Raw genomic sequence first — 17,396 nt, forward strand, 5'->3', positions numbered from 1 at the left:
GAGTTCTCAAGGAACGGACGCTTCCTTTGTACTCACCCTCTCGGGCTTTCCTCCGGGCGCTTCCCTTCGGTGTTTCCGACTCTATCAGATCTTTTCTGACCCGATTCCCTGTCGGCGGGATTTGTCTCGGGCTTCGGGCTTTCGCTCCTCGGCCTTTCGACATTCACTACGTTAACCGATTCCTTCGCCGACTCATAATCGAGTCCCAGGGATTCGAAATTCGGGCATGCGGACATGCCGAATCCATCCCCGCTGAAGGGAGGTCGTAGGTAGTGGGTTGGCCGCTTCCGGCTGCAGGCGATCGCCGTACCCGGTTCAAGCGGCTCGGAGAACATTACGCACTTCGGAGACGAGAGTCAACGTGAGCTGCGTCGCGGACCATGGGCCCGGTAGCGGCTCACCGTCGGGTCGGCGGCGATCCAGAAGCGCCAGGGGCAGACGCCCCCGTCGCCGGAGACGTCGGTCCGAGGGCCGTCGCGTACCTGGTCGGAGGGGATGGGGGTACCTGTCAGGATCTGCAGCGGGCTGCCCATGAGGGCACACCCGTCCGCGCCGTCGAGCGCGCGGTCCACCCCCAGGGCCGTAGTCAGACGGGCCGGGCCTTTGGCCAGTTTCTTGGCGTTTCGGGCCGAGAGTCGACGGGTGCGCGCGAGCTCGGCGCCCTCGATGATCTCGCCGGCGCACAGCGGCTCAGGCTCCGCGGGGCGGCTTGGCTCTCGGGCTCAGGCGGTACGCCGAGACTGTGGGATCACCGGCGAGATAGAAGCGGTGCTGCCAGTCGTGGGCTCTGCTCACGCCCACCCGAGGGCCGACCCGGATGAGCGCAGCGGGTACTGGCCCGCCCTCTGACAGCGCGAGCGAGGCGCCCGTCAACAGGTCTGTGCCGTTGTGCTGTGCCGTGATGCCGAGCGCCTGGCAGAAGTTCCCCGGACCCCGCGCAAGGCGTGGGGGCTCGACCTTCGCCCCTCGCCGCTTGCGTGCCAGGTCTTCCCCTTCGATGACCCTGCCTGCGCGGATGAGGACGGCCGAGGCGATGCCGTCTGTCCCGGTGACGATGTTGGCGCACCAGTGGAGGCCGTGGGACCGGTAGACGTACAGATGTCCCGCGGGCCCGAACATGACGGCGTTGCGGGGTGTCCTGCCCCGGTAGGCGTGGGAGGCGGGGTCGGCCGTACCGGAGTACGCCTCGGTCTCCGTGATGGCGATGCTCACGGTTCCCTCGGGGGTCTGGTGGGTGAGGACGGCACCGAGCAGCTCGGGGGCGACTTCTTCAGCAGGGCGAGCAAGGAGAGCAACGTTCATGCTGACCGCCTTGACATGCCGTAGGCGAAGCAGACGTACACGTGTCCGGGCAGGCCGAACATCACCGCGTTTCGAGGGGTGCAACCGCGGTAGGCGTGTGGGAGTGGCGTACGGTCCGGGGGCGCGATCATGGCGTCCGAGCGTAGTCCAGACGGGTCTGCGTCAAGGGGTGGTCAAGGGTTTCCCTCGCTTGTCAGGGTGGGACACGGAACCGGCCGCGCCCGGTTCGCGTTTGTAGGGATCAAGGGCCCATACGTGGTCCATACGCACTAGGGCCGTACCTAGAGGGAGAGACATGGGGTTCAAGAGGCTGCTCGCGAGTCTGGGGGCCGGCGGGGCTTCGGTGGAGACGGTGCTCACCGAGATCAACGTCGTTCCGGGTGGCGTCGTCCAGGGTGAGGTGCGGATCCAGGGCGGGTCCGTGAACCAGGCCATCGAGGGGCTCTCCGTCGGTCTGCAGGCGCAAGTCGAGACGGAGGGCGGCGACCAGGAGTACAAGCAGAACATCGAGTTCATCAAGGTGCAGCTCGGCGGGACCTTCGAGCTCCAGGCGGGCGCCGTGCACGCCGTGCCGTTCGGTCTGGAGATCCCGTGGGAGACCCCGATCACGATGATCGACGGGCAGCCGCTGCGCGGGATGCACATCGGGGTGACGACCGAGCTGGCGATCGACCGCGCGGTGGACTCCGGTGACCTGGACCCGATCAACGTGCACCCGCTGCCGGCGCAGAAGGCGATCCTGGACGCCTTCATCCAGCTGGGCTTCCACTTCAAGCACGCGGACATGGAGCGCGGCAACATCCGGGGCACCCGGCAGACGCTGCCCTTCTACCAGGAGATCGAGTTCTTCCCGCCGGCGCAGTACCGGGGTCTGAACCAGGTCGAGCTGAGCTTCGTGGCCGACGGCAACGCCATGGACGTCGTCCTCGAGATGGACAAGAAGCCGGGGCTGTTCAGCGAGGGCAGCGACACCTTCCGCTCGTTCCAGGTGGGCCTGCACGACTTCCACGCGACCGACTGGGCGGCGTACCTCAACCAGTGGCTGTCCGAGGTCGGCAGCAAGCGCAACTGGTTCTAGAGCCTGTCCGGCGGACCGGGTCACAGGAAAGCGACGGGGTTCAGCCCGGCGTCTGCGGCATGGTCCGCCGGGCAGGTCCTAGGCTCGGGTCCATCTGGACGTAGCGATCAAGGAGGTACCGAGGTGACCGAGCTCAAGCGGCGGCCACTCCCCCATGACTTCCATCCGCCCGTGCCGTCGTTCACGGTGACGAGCGAGGACATCGAGGAGGGGGCGACCCTCAAGGACGCTCAGGTCCACGCGGGCGGCAACATCTCGCCGGAGCTGAGCTGGGAGGGCTTCCCGCCGGAGACGAAGAGCTTCGCCGTGACGTGCTACGACCCGGACGCCCCGACGGGCAGCGGGTTCTGGCACTGGGTGGTGTTCGACATCCCGGCGTCGGTGACCGAACTGCCGGCGGGTGCGGGAAGCGGCTCGTTCAAGGGGCTCCCCAAGGGGGCGGTCCAGGTGCGGAACGACTACGGGACGAAGGACTTCGGCGGTGCCGCACCGCCGCCCGGGGACGGTCCGCACCGGTACGTCTTCACGGTGTACGCGGTGGACAAGGAGAAGCTCGGCGTGGACTCCGACGCCTCTCCCGCCGTCGTCGGCTTCAATTTGCGCTTCCACACGATCGCGCGCGGCCAGCTGATCGGCGAGTACGAGAACCCCGCGAAGGGCTGACGCGGCGCACCGAATCAGCCGAGCGTTCATGGAACGTTTGCCCGCCCCTGGTCTTGGAATTGATCAGGGGCGGGCATTTTTTATTGCGTTGTCCATCTCGGCGCGCCCGTCCAGAGTTGATCCACGCCCGCCGGGGGTGGGTGATGCATACGGGAGGTGGGCTGGATGCGGGACACGCTGGTACTGAACGCGAGCTTCGAGCCGCTGTCGACGGTGACGCTGAACCGAGCCGTCGTTCTGGTGCTGCAGGACAAGGCCGTCGTCGAGCAGGCCCACCCCGTACTGCGTATGCGGGGCGCCGCTGTGGACATACCCGCGCCCCGGGTGATCCGGCTGTGCAGGTACGTACGGGTGCCGTTTCGAAGACAAGCCCCGTGGTCGAGGCGGGGCGTGCTGGTCCGGGACCAGCACCGGTGCGCGTACTGCGGGCGGCGGGCGACGACCGTGGACCACGTGGTGCCGCGGGCGCAGGGTGGCCGCGACTCGTGGCTGAACACGGTGGCCTCGTGCGCCGAGGACAATCACCGCAAGGCCGACCGGACGCCCGAGCAGGCGGGCATGCCGCTGTTGCGCCAGCCGTTCGAGCCGACGCCGCAGGACGCGATGCTGCTGGCGCTGGGGCAGGAGGAGCTGGCGACACTGCCGATGTGGCTGGCGCGGACTGCTGCCTAGCACGGCGTACGAGGACATAACCAGTACACACGAGAGGGGCTCGCCTTCCGGAGCGGGAAGGCGAGCCCCTCTCGTATGAGCCTCTCTCGTATAGCGAGGGCGTCAGTCGAGCGACGGCTTCTCGCGGCGTTCCGCGGGCGCCCCGCCACCGTTGCCGGAGGAACCGCTGCCGCCCGAACCCCCGTTGAGCGGGCCGAAGTTGCCCATGGCTCCGGACAGGCCCTTGAGGGCGTCGCCGATCTCGCTGGGGACGATCCAGAGCTTGTTGGCGTCGCCTTCGGCGATCTTCGGGAGCATCTGGAGGTACTGGTAGCTGAGCAGCTTCTGGTCGGGGTCGCCGGCGTGGATCGCCTCGAAGACCGTACGGACGGCCTGGGCCTCGCCCTCGGCGCGCAGGGCCGCGGCCTTGGCCTCACCTTCGGCGCGCAGGATCTGGGACTGCTTCTCGCCCTCGGCACGGAGGATCTCCGACTGCCGGACACCTTCGGCCTGGAGGATCGCGGCGCGCTTGTCACGGTCGGCGCGCATCTGCTTCTCCATCGAGTCCTGGATGGAGGTGGGCGGCTCGATGGCCTTGAGCTCGACGCGGTTGACGCGGATGCCCCACTTGCCGGTGGCCTCGTCGAGGACGCCGCGCAGCGCCGCGTTGATCTCCTCGCGGGAGGTCAGGGTCCGCTCCAGGTCCATGCCGCCGATGATGTTGCGGAGCGTGGTGACGGTGAGCTGCTCGATGGCCTGGATGTAGCTGGCGACCTCGTAGGTGGCGGCCCGCGCGTCGGTCACCTGGTAGTAGATGACGGTGTCGATGTTGACCACCAGGTTGTCCTGGGTGATCACCGGCTGCGGCGGGAACGGGACGACCTGTTCGCGCAGGTCGATGCGGTTGCGGATGGTGTCTATGAAGGGGACCACGATGTTGAGGCCCGCGTTGAGTGTCCGCGTGTAGCGGCCGAAGCGCTCGACGATGGCGGCGCTGGCCTGTGGGATGACCTGGATTGTCTTGATCAGGGCGATGAAGACCAACACCACCAGAATGATCAGGACGATGATGACCGGTTCCATCGTCGTTCCCCGTACCCCTCTCCGCCTCGGCGCTTCGGCAGATCTTATGGTTGTCGAAGATCTTGCTGGTCGAGTCTGACAGACCGTCGTACAACTCGGGGAGTCTTCGGCCCAGTTGATTCGTACGAGGTCACGTGATCCGTACGAGGTCACATCACGCGCGAGGTCACATCACGATCGCGGTGGCCCCCTCGATGTCCACGACGTCCACTTCCTGGCCCACGTCGTAGGCGCGATCGGTGTCGAGGGCCCGCGCGGACCAGACCTCGCCGGCGAGCTTGATGCGTCCGCCGGCGCCGTCGACGCGCTCCAGTACGAGGGCCTGTCTGCCCTTCAACGCGTCGACGCCTGTGGCGAATTGGGGCCGCTGGGTGCGGTGCCGGGACGCGATGGGCCGTACGACGGCGATGAGGGCGACCGAGACGGCCACGAAGGTGAGCACCTGGGCCACGACATCGAAGCCGAGGCCTGCGATGCCCGCGGCGGCCAGAGCGCCGACCGCGAACATGCCGAACTCCGGCATCGCGGTCACCACGAGGGGGATTCCCAGCGCCACCGCGCCGACGAGCCACCACACCCATGCGTCGATGTCGTTCACATGGTCATGGTAGGACCGCGGTCACGCCGCGGACAGGGTACGAAGGGGGACGCTCAGGACAGCGGAAGGCCGTGGGCGGTCCAGCGCTCGCCGACCTGCTCGACGACGAGCGGGAGGCCGAAGCAGAGGGAGAGGTTGCGGGAGGTCAGTTCGAGCTCCAGCGGGCCCGCGGCCAGCACCTTGCCCTGGCGGATCATGAGGACGTGCGTGAAGCCGGGGGCGATCTCCTCGACGTGGTGCGTGACCATGATCATCGAAGGGGCGATCGGGTCGCGGGCGAGGCGGCCGAGGCGCCGCACCAGGTCCTCGCGGCCGCCGAGGTCGAGGCCGGCGGCGGGCTCGTCGAGGAGCAGCAGCTCGGGGTCGGCCATCAGGGCGCGGGCGATGAGGGTGCGCTTGCGCTCGCCCTCGGAGAGCGTGCCGAACTTCCGGTCCAGGTACTCGCTCATGCCGAGGCGGTCGAGGAAGGCGCGGGCGCGCTGCTCGTCGATGTCCTCGTAGTCCTCGTGCCAGTGCGCGGTCATGCCGTACGCGGCGGTGAGCACGGTCTCGAGGACGGTCTGGGCCTTGGGGAGCTTCTCGGCGAGCGCGATGCCGGCCAGGCCGACGCGGGGGCGCAGCTCGTTGACGTCGGTGCCGGGCTTGCCGAGGGTCTCGCCGAGGATGGTGGCGGTGCCCGTGCTGGGGAAGACGTAGCTGGAGCCGACGTTGAGGAGCGTCGTCTTGCCGGCGCCGTTGGGGCCGAGGATGACCCAGCGCTCGCCCTCCTTGACCGACCAGGACACCTGGTCCACGAGGGCTCGGCCCTCCCGGACCACGGATACGTCCTGAAGCTCCAGAACATCGCTCATGAGCGCGTTGTCTCCCCTTGCAGTGTGGCCGGTCTCGGCTCTCGCATACGCCTGTGGGCTCGGTCCGCCGCGCCCGGTGGGCGCAGCCCCCACACGAAATCTACGCCACCGGTGCCGAGGTCCATTCCCTCGGTCCGGTCCTTAGGGTGGGGGCATGCTCTCCGAACCACGATCAGGACGCCTCACCGCATGGGGAAATGCCCTTTTGGTCGGACTTGTCGCGCCGGATGACGCCGCGCTCGCCATCGTCGGCGAGGACGCGGTGCACCGGGTGGAGGGGCTGCCGGGCGAGTCGGCGCCGGTCGGCCTCACGCTCGCGCTGGGCCGGCTGCGCGGGCTCGGGACGACCGGGCTGCGGATGGCGCTGCCGGCGCCGGGGCATCCGCTGGGGCTGAGCGGACCGCCGGAATTCAACGCGCGGGCCCTGGAGGCCGGGGAAGCGGTGATCTGTTACGGCGCCGCGTTCGGGTTGGTGCCCGAGGTGTACGAGGCGGGGCCGCACGGTGATGTGCACGCCGAGGTGGTCTGGCACTGCCTGCCGGTGCGGGAGGCGCCGCCGGCCGACGTGCCGTCGCTCGGTGAGGCGGAGCGGGAGCTGGCGGAGGCGCTGCGTGAGGCGACCGAGGTGCTCTCGCGGATGGACGTCGCCGGGTCGGGGCCGGTGGCGGAGGCGGCGATCGACGCGTACCGGGCGCGGGCCGAACCGGAGCAGGACGTGCTGGCGCCGGGGTATCCGTCGCGGGCGGTGCGGGTGTGGGAGCTGGCGCGGCGGGTGGGGCTGCTGATCTCCCTCGCCTATGACAACGGTCACGGTGGTGCGGTGAGCGCGTCGGAGATGGCGGCCCGGTCGGCGGCGCTGCGGCCGGTGGAGCGGACGGCTCGGCGGGCGCAGGTCGCGGCGTACAACTCCGTTGTGGAGGCGCGGGAACGGGGGGCGCGCTGAACGTCGGTTGCGTGGCCGAGGGTGTTGGTGTGACCGTCCCCTGGTGCTGCCGCTCAACAGACCCCCGCTTCGGCCTGAACGGCCTCGCCCTCACACGCCGGACGGGCTGACCGTGCCGACCTGGGCTGCGCTGCCCTCCGTCCTCTCACTGAGGCCGGAGGGCAGCGTGCGGTGTCTCAACGATTGAGGCCCAGGTTGCCGAAGACGGGGTTCAGGGCGCCGATGACGTTCACGGTGTTGCCGACCGCGTTCACGGGGACGTGCACCGGGGCCTGGACGACGTTGCCCGAGACGACGCCCGGGGAGTACTCGGCCTCGCCGCCGGCCCAAGCGCCGCCGTTCGTGGCGGAGGCCATGCCCGCGCAGGCCGCGACCAGACCGCCGGCCACCATCGTGACGGCCGCTGCCTTCTTCAGGTTCTTCACTTCCGAGCCTCCTTGGCGATCGCCGCGGCAGTCGCCGCAGCACGCACTGGAGAACGCCGGAGATCCACGGAGGGTGCGCCGTCCGGGTGACATTCCCACGACGGTATGAATCTCAGTCCGGAACGGGACCCTCTGTATTGCAGCGCGCCGTGTCACGCGATGGCAGCGGGCGCCGGTCAGCCGGCCACGCCGTGCCGTACGGCCCACAGCGCGGCCTGGGTGCGGTCCGCGAGGTCGAGTTTCATCAGGATGTTGGAGACGTGCGTCTTGACGGTCTTCTCTGACAGCACCAGGGCGCGGGCGATCTCGCGGTTGGAGCGGCCGTTCGCTATCAGGCCCAGCACCTCACGCTCCCGCTCGGTGAGCGAACCCCCTCTGCCCTGGCCCGCGTTGACCTCCTCCTGGGAGAGGAGCGCGCCGGCCACCTCGGGCTGGAGCAGGACGTGGCCGGCGTGGACCGAGCGGATGGCGGCGGCGAGCGCGTCGGGGTCCACGTCCTTGTAGACGTACCCCGCGGCGCCCGCGCGCAGGGCCGGGACCACCGTGCGCTGCTCGGTGAAGCTGGTGACGATCAACACACGTGCGGGGTTGTCGAGTTCGCGGAGCCTGCGCAGCGCGTCGATGCCGTCCGTGCCCGGCATCTTGACGTCCATGAGGACGACGTCGGGCCGCAACTCCTCGGCGCGCGCGACTCCTTCGGCGCCGTCGGACGCCTCGCCCACGACCTCGATGTCGTCCTGCACCTCCAGGAAGGTGCGCAGGCCCCGGCGGACCACCTGGTGGTCGTCGACGAGCAGCACCTTGATTGCGTCAGCCACCGGGGACCTCCATCTCGATCGTGGTGCCCTGGCCGGGCGCCGATTCCACGGTCAGCGTGCCGCCCACCCCGTTCGCCCGGTCCCGCATGGAGACAAGGCCCAGATGACGTCCCGCGCTGCGGACCGACTGCGGGTCGAAGCCCTTGCCGTCGTCGGCGACGCGCAGGACGGCACCGCAGGCACGGCGGTCGACCATGACGTCCACGTGCGCGGCCCCGGAGTGGCGCAGGGCGTTGTGCAGGGCCTCCTGCGCGACGCGCAGCAGGGCTTCCTCCTGTGCCGCGGGCAGCGCGCGAAAGCCGGTGCCGGCGAAGGTCACGCGCGCGGTGTGGGCGCGGTCGAGGACCTGTATCTGGGTGCGGAGGGTGGCGATCAGGCCGTCCTCGTCGAGGGCGGCGGGGCGCAACTCCACGACGGCGGCGCGCAGTTCGTCCACGGCTTCGGCGGCGAGCGCGGCCACCTGCTGCAGTTCGCCCTTGGCGCGGGCGGGGTCCCGGTCGACCAGGGCCGTCGCGGCCTGCGCGGTCAGGCGCAGGGAGAAGAGCTTCTGGCTGACCGCGTCGTGCAGCTCGTTGGCGAGGCGTGAGCGTTCCTCGGCGATGGTCAGCTCGCGGCTGCGTTCGTAGAGGCGGGCGTTGGTGAGGGCGATCGCGGCGTGCTGGGCGAGGATCGACAGCAGGTCCTCGTCCTCCTCGGTGAAGCCGCAGCCGTCGTGCTCCTGCGCCGCACGCAGCTTGTTCGCGAGGAACAGCGCGCCGATGACCTCGTCGCCGTCGCGGATCGGCACGCCCAGGAAGTCGGACATGTCGGGGTGGGCGGCCGGCCAGCCCTCGAAGCGCGGGTCCTTGCGGACGTCGGCGAGGCGCTCGCGGCGGGCCTCGTGCAGCATCGCGGCGAGGATGCCGTGCTGGCGCGGGAGCGGGCCGATGGCCTTCCACTGCTCCTCGCTGACGCCGTCGACCACGAACTGGGCGAAGCCGCCGTGGTCGTCCGGGACGCCGAGGGCGGCGTACTGCGCGTCGAGCAGTTCGCGGGCCGAGGCGACGATCGTCTTGAGGACGTCGCGCACCTCGAGGTGCCTGCTCATGGCCAGCAGCGCGGAACTCACCGCGGCGAGGCCGGACCTGGGGCCTTGACTCATGACCTCACGGTACCGGCGGGGTGTGACAGTGCGGATCGGACCGGTGACGGCGGGGTCTGGTCCGGTGGGCGTAGGGCCGGTGGTCTAGGACCGGGGCCCCGGGCGGGCGGCGTAGGGCGAAGGGTCCCGTCGGATTGCGGCCGACGGCCGAGGCGACCGGGGCGGCGCCGTTCCTACGGTGAACGCACCGTCGATCACGAGACGGCGGGGAAGCGGCACGCTGTGGGACAAGGGGACGGTTGTCATGCCGGTAGCGATCATCACGGGGGCCTCGAAGGGGCTGGGGCTGGCGCTCGCCGAGGCGCTGGCCGCGCGCGGCTGGGATCTGGTGCTCGACGCGCGGGGCGCGGTGCCCCTCGCCGAGGCGGCCGGGGCCGTCGCCGCGCACGGCGGGCGGGTGGCGGCGCTGCCCGGGGACGTGACGGACCCGGAGCACCGGTCGTCCCTGGTGGCCGCGGCGCGCGACCTGGGCGGCGTCGACCTGCTGGTGCACAACGCGAGCGCACTGGGAGCCGAGCCGCTGGTGCGGCTGGAGGAGCTGTCCGTGGCGGGGCTGCGACGGGCGCTGGAGGTGAACGTGGTGGCCGCACTGGGCCTGGTCCAGGAGGCGCTGCCGCTGCTGCGGAAGTCGGCGGTGGGCACGGTGATCGCGGTCAGCTCGGACGCGGCGACCGAGGCCTACGCGACATGGGGCGGCTACGGGGCGTCGAAGGCGGCCCTGGACCGGCTGGCCGCGGTGCTGGGCGAGGAGGAGCCGGGGCTGCGGGTGTGGGCGGTCGACCCCGGGGACATGGCGACGGACCTGTACGCGGCGGCCGTACCGGACGACGACGATCCGCGGCCCGCGCCGGCCGACGTGGTGCCGGCGTTTCTCCGACTCCTTCGGGAGCATCCGGTCAGCGGGCGCTACCGGGCCGCCTCCCTGCTGGAGTCCCGGTGACAGCGGCGACGGGAGTGGCACGCGCACACGTGCGCGCCTGGGGAGAGATACCGGAGGAGCTGCTGGCGCGGGTGCCGGCCGAGCAGCGCGGGCCCGGTCTGGGCCGGGATGCCGTACGGCTGCTGGTGTCGCGGGGCACCGAGGTGACGCATCACACCTTCCGGGAGCTGCCGCGGCTGCTGCGGGCCGGGGACCTGCTGGTCGTGAACACGTCGCCGACGCTGGCCGCCGCGGTGGACGGGCTGATCGGGCACGCGCGCGTGGTGGTGCACTTCTCCACCCGCGGGGACGACGGGCGGTGGGCGGTCGAGCTGCGGAACCCCGACGAGCGCGGTACCACGCGCGCGCGGGCGGGCGGCCCCGCGGGTACAGAGGTGGGACTGCCCGGGGGCGTACGGCTGGTCCTGGAGGAGCCGCTGAGCGCGCGGGGCGAGCGGCTGTGGTGGGCGCGGGTGCCGGGGGCGGATGTCACCGCGCTGCTGCGGGAGCACGGGCGGCCCATCCGCTACTCCTATACGGACAGGGACCAGCCGTTGTCGGTGTACCAGACGGTGTTCGCGCTGCCGTCGCCCGACGGGTCGGGCAGTGCGGAGATGCCGAGCGCGGCGCGGCCCTTCACCCCGCGGCTGGTGGCGGAACTGGTGAGCCGGGGCGTGCAGTTCGCGCCGGTCACGCTGCACACCGGAGTGGCCTCGACGCAGTCGCACGAGCCGCCGTATCCGGAGCGGTTCGCGGTGCCGGAGGCCTCGGCGCGGCTGATCAACGCGGCCAGGGCCGGCCGAAGGGGGCGCGGGGCGCCGGAGAGGGGTACACGCGGGCGGGTCGTCGCGGTCGGGACGACGGCCGTACGTGCCGTGGAGTCGGCCAAGGGGCCGGACGGAGTGGTGCGGGCGGCCGAGGGGTGGACCGATCTCGTGGTCACGCCCGCGCGCGGGGTGCGGGCCGTCGACGGGCTGCTGACCGGGCTGCACGAGCCGCAGGCCTCGCATCTGCTGATGTTGGAGGCGATCGCCGGACGCGCCGCGGTGGACCGTGGCTACGACGCGGCGCTGCGCGGCTCCTACCTGTGGCACGAGTTCGGGGACGTGCACCTGGTGCTGCCGCACGAGGGGCCGTACAACTCCGTCGAAAACCCCCTCACACAGAGCATTGCTTCAGCAACTATCGGTGAGACCGAGGGGTCGCCCATGTGAGCCCGCGCATAGGGCGCAGATCACGTACGAAGGTACATAGGAGACAAAGAGGTACGTCCCGAACGGGGCAGACATTCCCAGTCTGTCCCGTTTTGCCCTACTGATCCACTATCTAGGGTCGTACGTCACACCTTTGCCAGGATATTTTGCGACCGCTAAGAATTGCTGCAGTCGCTCGGCGCCGCGGGTTTCCACTCGCGGCGTTCGTGCGGGGCGGAACCGAATCCCCCGCCGGACGACGAGCGACATCCGCGCTATTCGAAGAGGTCCATCTGCCATGCCCAAGAACATGAACACTCGTGCTCGCGGTCGACAGCTGACCAAGCAGCACAAGATCGCGATCGCCGGCGTCACCACCCTCGGTGCCGCTGCCGTCGCCTTCTCCGCGATTCCCAGCAGCGCGACAACGGCTCACACCGCATCCCCCGCCATGACCCACGTGGCGTACAGCTCCGACAAGGTCCAGAACGTCCAGGGCACCGTCGCCGACCAGCTCGCCACGGAGAACGTGAAGCTCCAGGGGATCGCTGCGAAGACGAAGGCCCAGGCCGAGGCCCAGCAGAAGGCTGCCGCCGCGGCGACCAAGAAGGCCGCCCAGGAGCGCTCCGTGAAGGAGGCCGTCAGCCGGTCCACGCAGCGTCTGCAGGTCCAGCCGATGGCCGCGAAGACCTACACGGACAACCTGAACGGCTGGATCACCCACGCCCTGGACATCATGCACGCCAAGGGCATCCCGGGTAGCTACAGCGGGCTGCACCGCAACATCATGCGGGAGTCCTCGGGCAACCCGATGGCCATCAACGACTGGGACATCAACGCCATCAACGGCATCCCGTCCAAGGGCCTGCTCCAGGTGATCCCCCCGACCTTCAAGGCGTACCACGTCACCGGTACGTCCTGGAACATCTACGACCCGGTCGCGAACATCACTGCCGCCGCCAACTACGCGGCCGACAAGTACGGTTCGATCGACAACGTCAACAGCGCGTACTGAGGTAGGCGCGGGCCTCAGGCGTGAACGCCGAGGGCGGTACCCGGTCATCGGGAGCCGCCCTCCGTTCACATCCGGACCCGGTCCCGGGTCACCTTCGGCCCGGTCAGGTCCGAGGACGCGGCCTCACTTGCGCATCACCTCGGGCTCGTGGCGCCGCAGGAAGCGGGCCACGAAGAAGCCGCAGACCACGCTGAGGGCGAGCAGGGCGGCCATGTCCAGGCCCCAGGCACCGACGGTGTGGTCCCACAGCGGATCGGTGTCCGCGCCCTTCTCCGGCGGGCTGATCCTGTTGAAGTCCAGCGTCGCCCCCGCGGCGGCGACGGCCCAGCGCGACGGGATCAGATACGAGAACTCGTCGACGCCGATCGAGCCGTTCAGGGTGAACAGACAGCCCGTGAACACCACCTGGACGATCGCGCACATCACCAGCAGCGGCATGGTCTTCTCGGCCGTCTTCACCAGCGAGGAGATGATCAGTCCGAACATCATCGAGGTGAAGCCCAACGCCATGATCGGAAGCGAGAGTTCGAGCAGGGTGGCTCCCCCGAGGACCAGGCCCCGTTTCGGAATCTCCCGGCTCGAGAAGCCGATCACGCCGATCAGCAGGCCCTGCAGCACGGTGATCATGCCGAGCACGCACACCTTCGACATCAGGTACGCCGAGCGGGACAGGCCCGTCGCGCGCTCCCGCTCGTAGATGACCCGTTCCTTGATCAGCTCGCGGACGGAGTTGGCGGCCCCCGCGAAACAGGCGCCCGCCGCGAGGATCAGCAGGACCGTGGTGGCCGTGCCGTTCGGAACGATCCGGCCACTTCGCGGATTCGCCGGGTTGGGCAGCAGCCCCTGGTCCGGGTCGATCAGCAGACTCATCACACCGAGGACGGCCGGCAGGATCACCATCAGCGCCAGGAAGCCGCGGTCGGAGGCGATCACGGAGACGTAGCGGCGCACCAGCGTGCCGAACTGCGCCGTCCAGCCCTGCGGCTTCGGCGGCTTCATCGCCTGCATCGGCGGCAGTTGTACGGACTGCGGCGCGACCGCGTCGATGTCCGCCGCGTACCTCTGGTAGTGCTGCGAGCCCTTCCAGCGGCCCGCCCAGTCGTAGTCGCGGTAGTCCTCGAAGGCGGAGAACACATCGGCCCAGGTGGCGTATCCGAAGAAGTTCAGCGCCTCCTCCGGCGGCCCGAAGTAGGCGACCGCACCGCCCGGAGCCATCACGAGGAGCCTGTCGCACAGCGCCAGTTCGGCCACGGAGTGGGTGACGACGAGGACCGTACGGCCGTCGTCGGCGAGGCCGCGCAGCAACTGCATGACATCGCGGTCCATGCCCGGGTCGAGGCCCGAGGTCGGCTCGTCCAGGAAGATCAGCGACGGCTTGGTGAGCAGCTCCAGGGCCACGGAGACGCGCTTGCGCTGGCCGCCGGAGAGGGAGGTGACCTTCTTCTCCTTGTGGACGTCCAGCTTCAGCTCGCGCAGCACCTCGTCGATGCGTGACTCGCGCTCGGCGGCCGTGGTGTCGGCCGGGAAGCGCAGCTTGGCCGCGTACTTGAGGGCCGTCCTGACGGTCAGCTCCTTGTGCAGGATGTCGTCCTGCGGGACCAGGCCGATGCGCTGGCGCAGCTCGGCGAACTGCTTGTAGAGGTTGCGGCTGTCGTAGAGCACCTCGCCCTGGTTGGCGGGGCGGTAGCCGGTGAGCGCCTTCAGCAGGGTCGACTTGCCCGAGCCGGACGGGCCGATGACCGCGATCAGCGACTTCTCCGGGACGCCGAAGGAGACGTCCCTCAGGATCTGCTTGCCGCCGTCGACCGTGACGGTCAGACGGCGCGCGGAGAAGGTGACCTCACCGGTGTCGACGAACTCCTCCAAGTGGTCCCCGACGACGCGGAACGTGGAGTGCCCGACGCCGACGATGTCGCTCGGACCGAGCAGCGCCGAGCCTCCCTTGGCGATCGGCTGGCCGTTGACGTAGGTGCCGTTGTGCGAGCCGAGGTCGCGGATCTCCATGCGTCCGCCCGGCGTCGCGTGGAACTCGGCGTGCTGCCGGGAGACCTGGAGGTCGGAGACGACCAGGTCGTTCTCCAGGGCACGCCCGATGCGCATCACCCGGCCGAGGGCGAGCTGGTGGAACGTGGTCGGGCTGCGGTCGCCGTACACCGGCTGCGTACCCGTGCCCCCGGCGCCGGGGCCCTGCTGGTGCGGGATCGACGGTGCGTGCGGTGCCTGTTGCGCCCATCCGGAGCCCGTGCCCTGGGCGGCGTACGGCTGCTGCCGGGGATGTGCGACGGCGGCCGCGGCGCCGGACAGATTCAGACGCGGCCCGTCGGTCGCGTTGCCGAGGTGCACGTCCGAGCCGGGGCCGATCTCCGTCCGGTGGACCCGCCGCCCCTGCACGAAGGTGCCGTTGGTGCTGCCCTGGTCCTCGATGACCCAACCGCGGCCGTCGAAGCGGACCGTGGCGTGGCGCCAGGAGACCCTGGCGTCGTCGAACACGATGTCACCGCGTGGATCGCGCCCGAGCGCGTAGGGCCTGGAAGGGTCGAGTGTCCAGGTCCGTCCGTTCGTTTCCAGTACGAGTGCCGGCACCGCGTGCGCCATGAGTTGCCCCCCGAATCGCCCCCGATACAGGGAGTCTAGGGATGCCGAACAGTGCGGGGAACTGTTTCGGCCTCCGCCCCCCGGCCCGGCGCCCGACCGTGCGCGGCGCGCAAACGAGCGTGCTAACTCACGCCGTTGACGGGGTGGAAACCGGACCGGAGAGTGGTAATCCCCGCGAGGGGGACATGCGCGGCGGTCGGCCGCGCCGCGGATCGGGGGGTCTTCCATGAGCGCTGCCACGGGAGTCGGGACCGCGCGGCAGGGCACGAGGCTGCCGTGGGGCGACATCCTGCTGTCCGCGATCGCCGCCGTGAGCTGGGCGCTGGCGGGGATGACGGCCACCGCCGCGCTCGGACTGCACCTGCTGGAGGCGGACGCGGCGGGCTCACTGGGCCGCATGACGGCGGTCGTTGTGGCGCTCGGAGCGGGCGGATCGGTCGCGCCGTCCGGCGACATGTCCGTCTTCGGGCTGAAGGGCGCCGAGGCCGACACGGCCATCACGCTCACGCCGTTGGGCGTCAGCCTGGTCGGCGCCCTGCTGTTGTCGTGGTTCTTCCTACGGTCCCTGCGCGCGGCCGGAGCCGTGATCGCGCCGTCCGAACTCCTCGCGCGCGCGGGCACGGTGATCCTGCTGTTCGTGGCGATGCTGGGCGGCCTCGCCCGGGCCGGGCACGACGTCATCACGATCGACGGGGGCTCGCTCGGGCTCGACAAGCCGGCGGGCAAGCTGCCGGGCGGGGGCGACGGAATCGACGTCCCCGGCGTCGGCGATCTCGGGGACGTCGGCGGGCTGCTGCCCGACCGGATCGGCGACCTCGTCCATGCGAAGGCGGCCATCGGCTTCACCGTGGACACCGTGCCGACGCTCCTCGGCGGGCTCGGCTGGTCCACGGGCATCCTCCTGATCTCCCTCCTCGCCTCGCGCCGCGCTCCCCTGCCGCGCGGCTGGGCGGCGGTGCACCGGGTGGTACGGCCGGCGGTCTCGGCCCTCGTCACCGTGCTGCTCCTGGCCGTCGCCGCCGGGCTCGCGGCGGCGGCGTACGCGGCGATCGGCGACGCCCATCCGAAGCGCATCGCCGGGGCGGCCCTGCTCGGCGCGCCGAACGGCGTGTGGCTCGGCATCCCCCTCGGCCTGTTCGTGCCCTGGCACGGCACGGCCACGGGCGCACTGGCCAAGCTGCTGCCCGACCCCTTCGACCGACTCCTGAGCGTGCGGTCCGACCAGCCGGTGACGCTGGGGCGGCTGGCCGGCCTGGACGGGCGCGTGTGGCTGCTCGCGGTGGCTGCGGCGGTGACGATGCTGCTGGCCGGGGTGCTGACGGCCGCGCGGACGCCGGTGACGGCGCATCGTCCGGGCGCCCTCGTCCTCGCCGGGCGGTGCGCGCTGCGGCTGGGGTGCGCGACCGCGCTCGCGCTGCCCCTGCTCGCCCGGCTGACGGACGTGTCCGTGCACGCCTCGCTGTCCGTGCTGGGCTTCGACGCGTTCGGCGCGGGAATCAAGCTGCACGGCCGTCTCGGTATGGCGTTGCTTCTCGGTGCGGTCTGGGGCGCGGGCGCGGGTGCCGTCGGGGCGTTGGCGGCATGGGCGAGCGGGGCCGCGGGGTCACGGGCCGCGCCGCCTGCACTGTCTGTGGCACTGACGGTGGCACTGAGTGACGCGGGAGACGGTGCCGGAGCCGCTGCCGGACATCGGGAACGCGCCGGTCGTGCCGACGGCTCCGGGCAGGCAGGTCCCTATGCCCCCGGTACGCCGTACCGGCCGCCCGACCCCGCCACGAATCCGTACCTCCGGATCCCGGACGAGATGCGTGAGCCGCACGACGGTCCTCCGGCGGCGGGCGATGTGCACGACGGTCCGCCGTCGGCCGGCGATGTCCACGGCGCTCTCACCATGGCCCGGCCGCTCGACTCCCCTCGGCGTGCACCGGAGCGCGAGGGACCCCCTCCGTCGCCACCGCTGCCTCCGGAACCGCCCCGGGTACCGAGGAAGCCCAACGACCGGAAGTGGCCGAACGACCGGAAGTGGCCGAACGACCGGGAGCAGCCCAACGACCGGGAGCTGCCGAACGACCAGGGGTGAAAGATTCCCGACACCCGCCCGACGCCTACTGTTCCGCGTCC

16 protein-coding genes and 2 pseudogenes are annotated in these 17,396 nt (G+C 70.6%); 8 read left to right on the forward strand and 10 right to left on the reverse strand.

Annotated features, from left to right (window positions below):
- Nucleotides 1-356 precede the first annotated feature (356 nt).
- The 3 genes and pseudogenes from ABZ910_RS33410 to ABZ910_RS33420 form a co-directional block, all read right to left on the reverse strand.
- Nucleotides 357-686: pseudogene (locus ABZ910_RS33410) on the reverse strand (DNA-3-methyladenine glycosylase); the annotation flags it as partial.
- 4 nt (nt 687-690) lie between these two features.
- Nucleotides 691-1,302, reverse strand: a complete 612-nt coding sequence (locus ABZ910_RS33415; protein WP_361372675.1) for a DNA-3-methyladenine glycosylase — start codon at nt 1,300-1,302, stop codon at nt 691-693.
- A gap of 14 nt (nt 1,303-1,316) precedes the next feature.
- Nucleotides 1,317-1,433, reverse strand: a pseudogene (locus tag ABZ910_RS33420) (DNA-3-methyladenine glycosylase); the annotation flags it as partial.
- A gap of 164 nt (nt 1,434-1,597) precedes the next feature.
- Between ABZ910_RS33420 and ABZ910_RS33425 the strand changes: the two are divergent.
- From ABZ910_RS33425 to ABZ910_RS33435, 3 genes are all read left to right on the forward strand, one after another.
- Nucleotides 1,598-2,380, forward strand: a complete 783-nt coding sequence (locus ABZ910_RS33425) for a sporulation protein (RefSeq protein ID WP_361372677.1) — start codon at nt 1,598-1,600, stop codon at nt 2,378-2,380.
- A 123-nt stretch (nt 2,381-2,503) separates the two neighbouring features.
- The gene (locus ABZ910_RS33430; RefSeq protein ID WP_361372679.1) at nt 2,504-3,043 is read left to right on the forward strand and encodes a YbhB/YbcL family Raf kinase inhibitor-like protein; all 540 of its coding nucleotides are present in this window, start codon (nt 2,504-2,506) and stop codon (nt 3,041-3,043) included.
- Nucleotides 3,044-3,208: 165 nt separating this feature from the next.
- On the forward strand, nt 3,209-3,715 hold the full coding sequence (locus ABZ910_RS33435) for an HNH endonuclease (RefSeq protein ID WP_361372681.1): 507 nt from the start codon (nt 3,209-3,211) through the stop codon (nt 3,713-3,715).
- Nucleotides 3,716-3,817: 102 nt separating this feature from the next.
- Here ABZ910_RS33435 and ABZ910_RS33440 read toward each other — a convergent pair whose 3' ends face one another.
- The 3 genes from ABZ910_RS33440 to ABZ910_RS33450 form a co-directional block, all read right to left on the reverse strand.
- Nucleotides 3,818-4,777: an SPFH domain-containing protein gene (locus ABZ910_RS33440; RefSeq protein WP_361372683.1), complete on the reverse strand. Its 960-nt coding sequence runs from the start codon at nt 4,775-4,777 to the stop codon at nt 3,818-3,820.
- A gap of 166 nt (nt 4,778-4,943) precedes the next feature.
- Nucleotides 4,944-5,375: an NfeD family protein gene (locus ABZ910_RS33445; protein ID WP_361372685.1), complete on the reverse strand. Its 432-nt coding sequence runs from the start codon at nt 5,373-5,375 to the stop codon at nt 4,944-4,946.
- Nucleotides 5,376-5,428: 53 nt separating this feature from the next.
- The gene (locus ABZ910_RS33450; RefSeq protein WP_361372687.1) at nt 5,429-6,226 is read right to left on the reverse strand and encodes an ABC transporter ATP-binding protein; all 798 of its coding nucleotides are present in this window, start codon (nt 6,224-6,226) and stop codon (nt 5,429-5,431) included.
- Nucleotides 6,227-6,380: 154 nt separating this feature from the next.
- Here ABZ910_RS33450 and ABZ910_RS33455 point away from each other — a divergent pair, with 154 nt between their 5' ends.
- Complete coding sequence (locus ABZ910_RS33455; protein ID WP_361372689.1) at nt 6,381-7,169, forward strand: hypothetical protein; 789 nt, start codon at nt 6,381-6,383, stop codon at nt 7,167-7,169.
- 176 nt (nt 7,170-7,345) lie between these two features.
- On the opposite strand, the gene ABZ910_RS33460 is transcribed toward ABZ910_RS33455, so the two are convergent.
- The 3 genes from ABZ910_RS33460 to ABZ910_RS33470 form a co-directional block, all read right to left on the reverse strand.
- Nucleotides 7,346-7,594 carry a chaplin gene (locus ABZ910_RS33460; RefSeq protein WP_361372691.1) on the reverse strand — a complete coding sequence of 83 codons (249 nt, stop codon included), beginning with the start codon at nt 7,592-7,594 and terminating at the stop codon, nt 7,346-7,348.
- A 176-nt stretch (nt 7,595-7,770) separates the two neighbouring features.
- Complete coding sequence (locus tag ABZ910_RS33465) at nt 7,771-8,412, reverse strand: response regulator transcription factor (protein WP_361372693.1); 642 nt, start codon at nt 8,410-8,412, stop codon at nt 7,771-7,773.
- Nucleotides 8,405-9,553: a GAF domain-containing sensor histidine kinase gene (locus ABZ910_RS33470; RefSeq protein ID WP_361372695.1), complete on the reverse strand. Its 1,149-nt coding sequence runs from the start codon at nt 9,551-9,553 to the stop codon at nt 8,405-8,407. Before ABZ910_RS33470 ends, ABZ910_RS33465 begins: the two co-directional genes overlap by 8 nt.
- 244 nt (nt 9,554-9,797) lie before the next feature.
- On the opposite strand from ABZ910_RS33470, the gene ABZ910_RS33475 reads away from it, so the two are divergent.
- From ABZ910_RS33475 to ABZ910_RS33485, 3 genes are all read left to right on the forward strand, one after another.
- Nucleotides 9,798-10,493 (forward strand): SDR family NAD(P)-dependent oxidoreductase, encoded by a 696-nt coding sequence (locus ABZ910_RS33475; RefSeq protein ID WP_361372697.1) that lies wholly within the window; start codon nt 9,798-9,800, stop codon nt 10,491-10,493.
- Nucleotides 10,490-11,686 (forward strand): S-adenosylmethionine:tRNA ribosyltransferase-isomerase, encoded by a 1,197-nt coding sequence (locus tag ABZ910_RS33480; protein ID WP_361372699.1) that lies wholly within the window; start codon nt 10,490-10,492, stop codon nt 11,684-11,686. Before ABZ910_RS33475 ends, ABZ910_RS33480 begins: the two co-directional genes overlap by 4 nt.
- Before the next feature lie 277 nt (nt 11,687-11,963).
- Complete coding sequence (locus tag ABZ910_RS33485) at nt 11,964-12,680, forward strand: transglycosylase SLT domain-containing protein (RefSeq protein WP_361372701.1); 717 nt, start codon at nt 11,964-11,966, stop codon at nt 12,678-12,680.
- 123 nt (nt 12,681-12,803) lie between these two features.
- Here the strand turns inward: ABZ910_RS33485 and ABZ910_RS33490 are convergent, their stop codons facing one another.
- Entirely contained in the window at nt 12,804-15,275 is a 2,472-nt protein-coding gene (locus ABZ910_RS33490; RefSeq protein WP_361372703.1) for an FHA domain-containing protein, read from the reverse strand.
- A gap of 226 nt (nt 15,276-15,501) precedes the next feature.
- Between ABZ910_RS33490 and ABZ910_RS33495 the strand changes: the two genes are divergently transcribed.
- Nucleotides 15,502-17,355, forward strand: coding sequence for a streptophobe family protein (locus ABZ910_RS33495; protein ID WP_361372705.1), 1,854 nt, complete (start codon nt 15,502-15,504; stop codon nt 17,353-17,355).
- The last annotated feature ends 41 nt before the right edge of the window (nt 17,356-17,396 follow it).

This window comes from Streptomyces sp. NPDC046805, from assembly GCF_040645355.1.
Classification (GTDB): domain Bacteria; phylum Actinomycetota; class Actinomycetes; order Streptomycetales; family Streptomycetaceae; genus Streptomyces.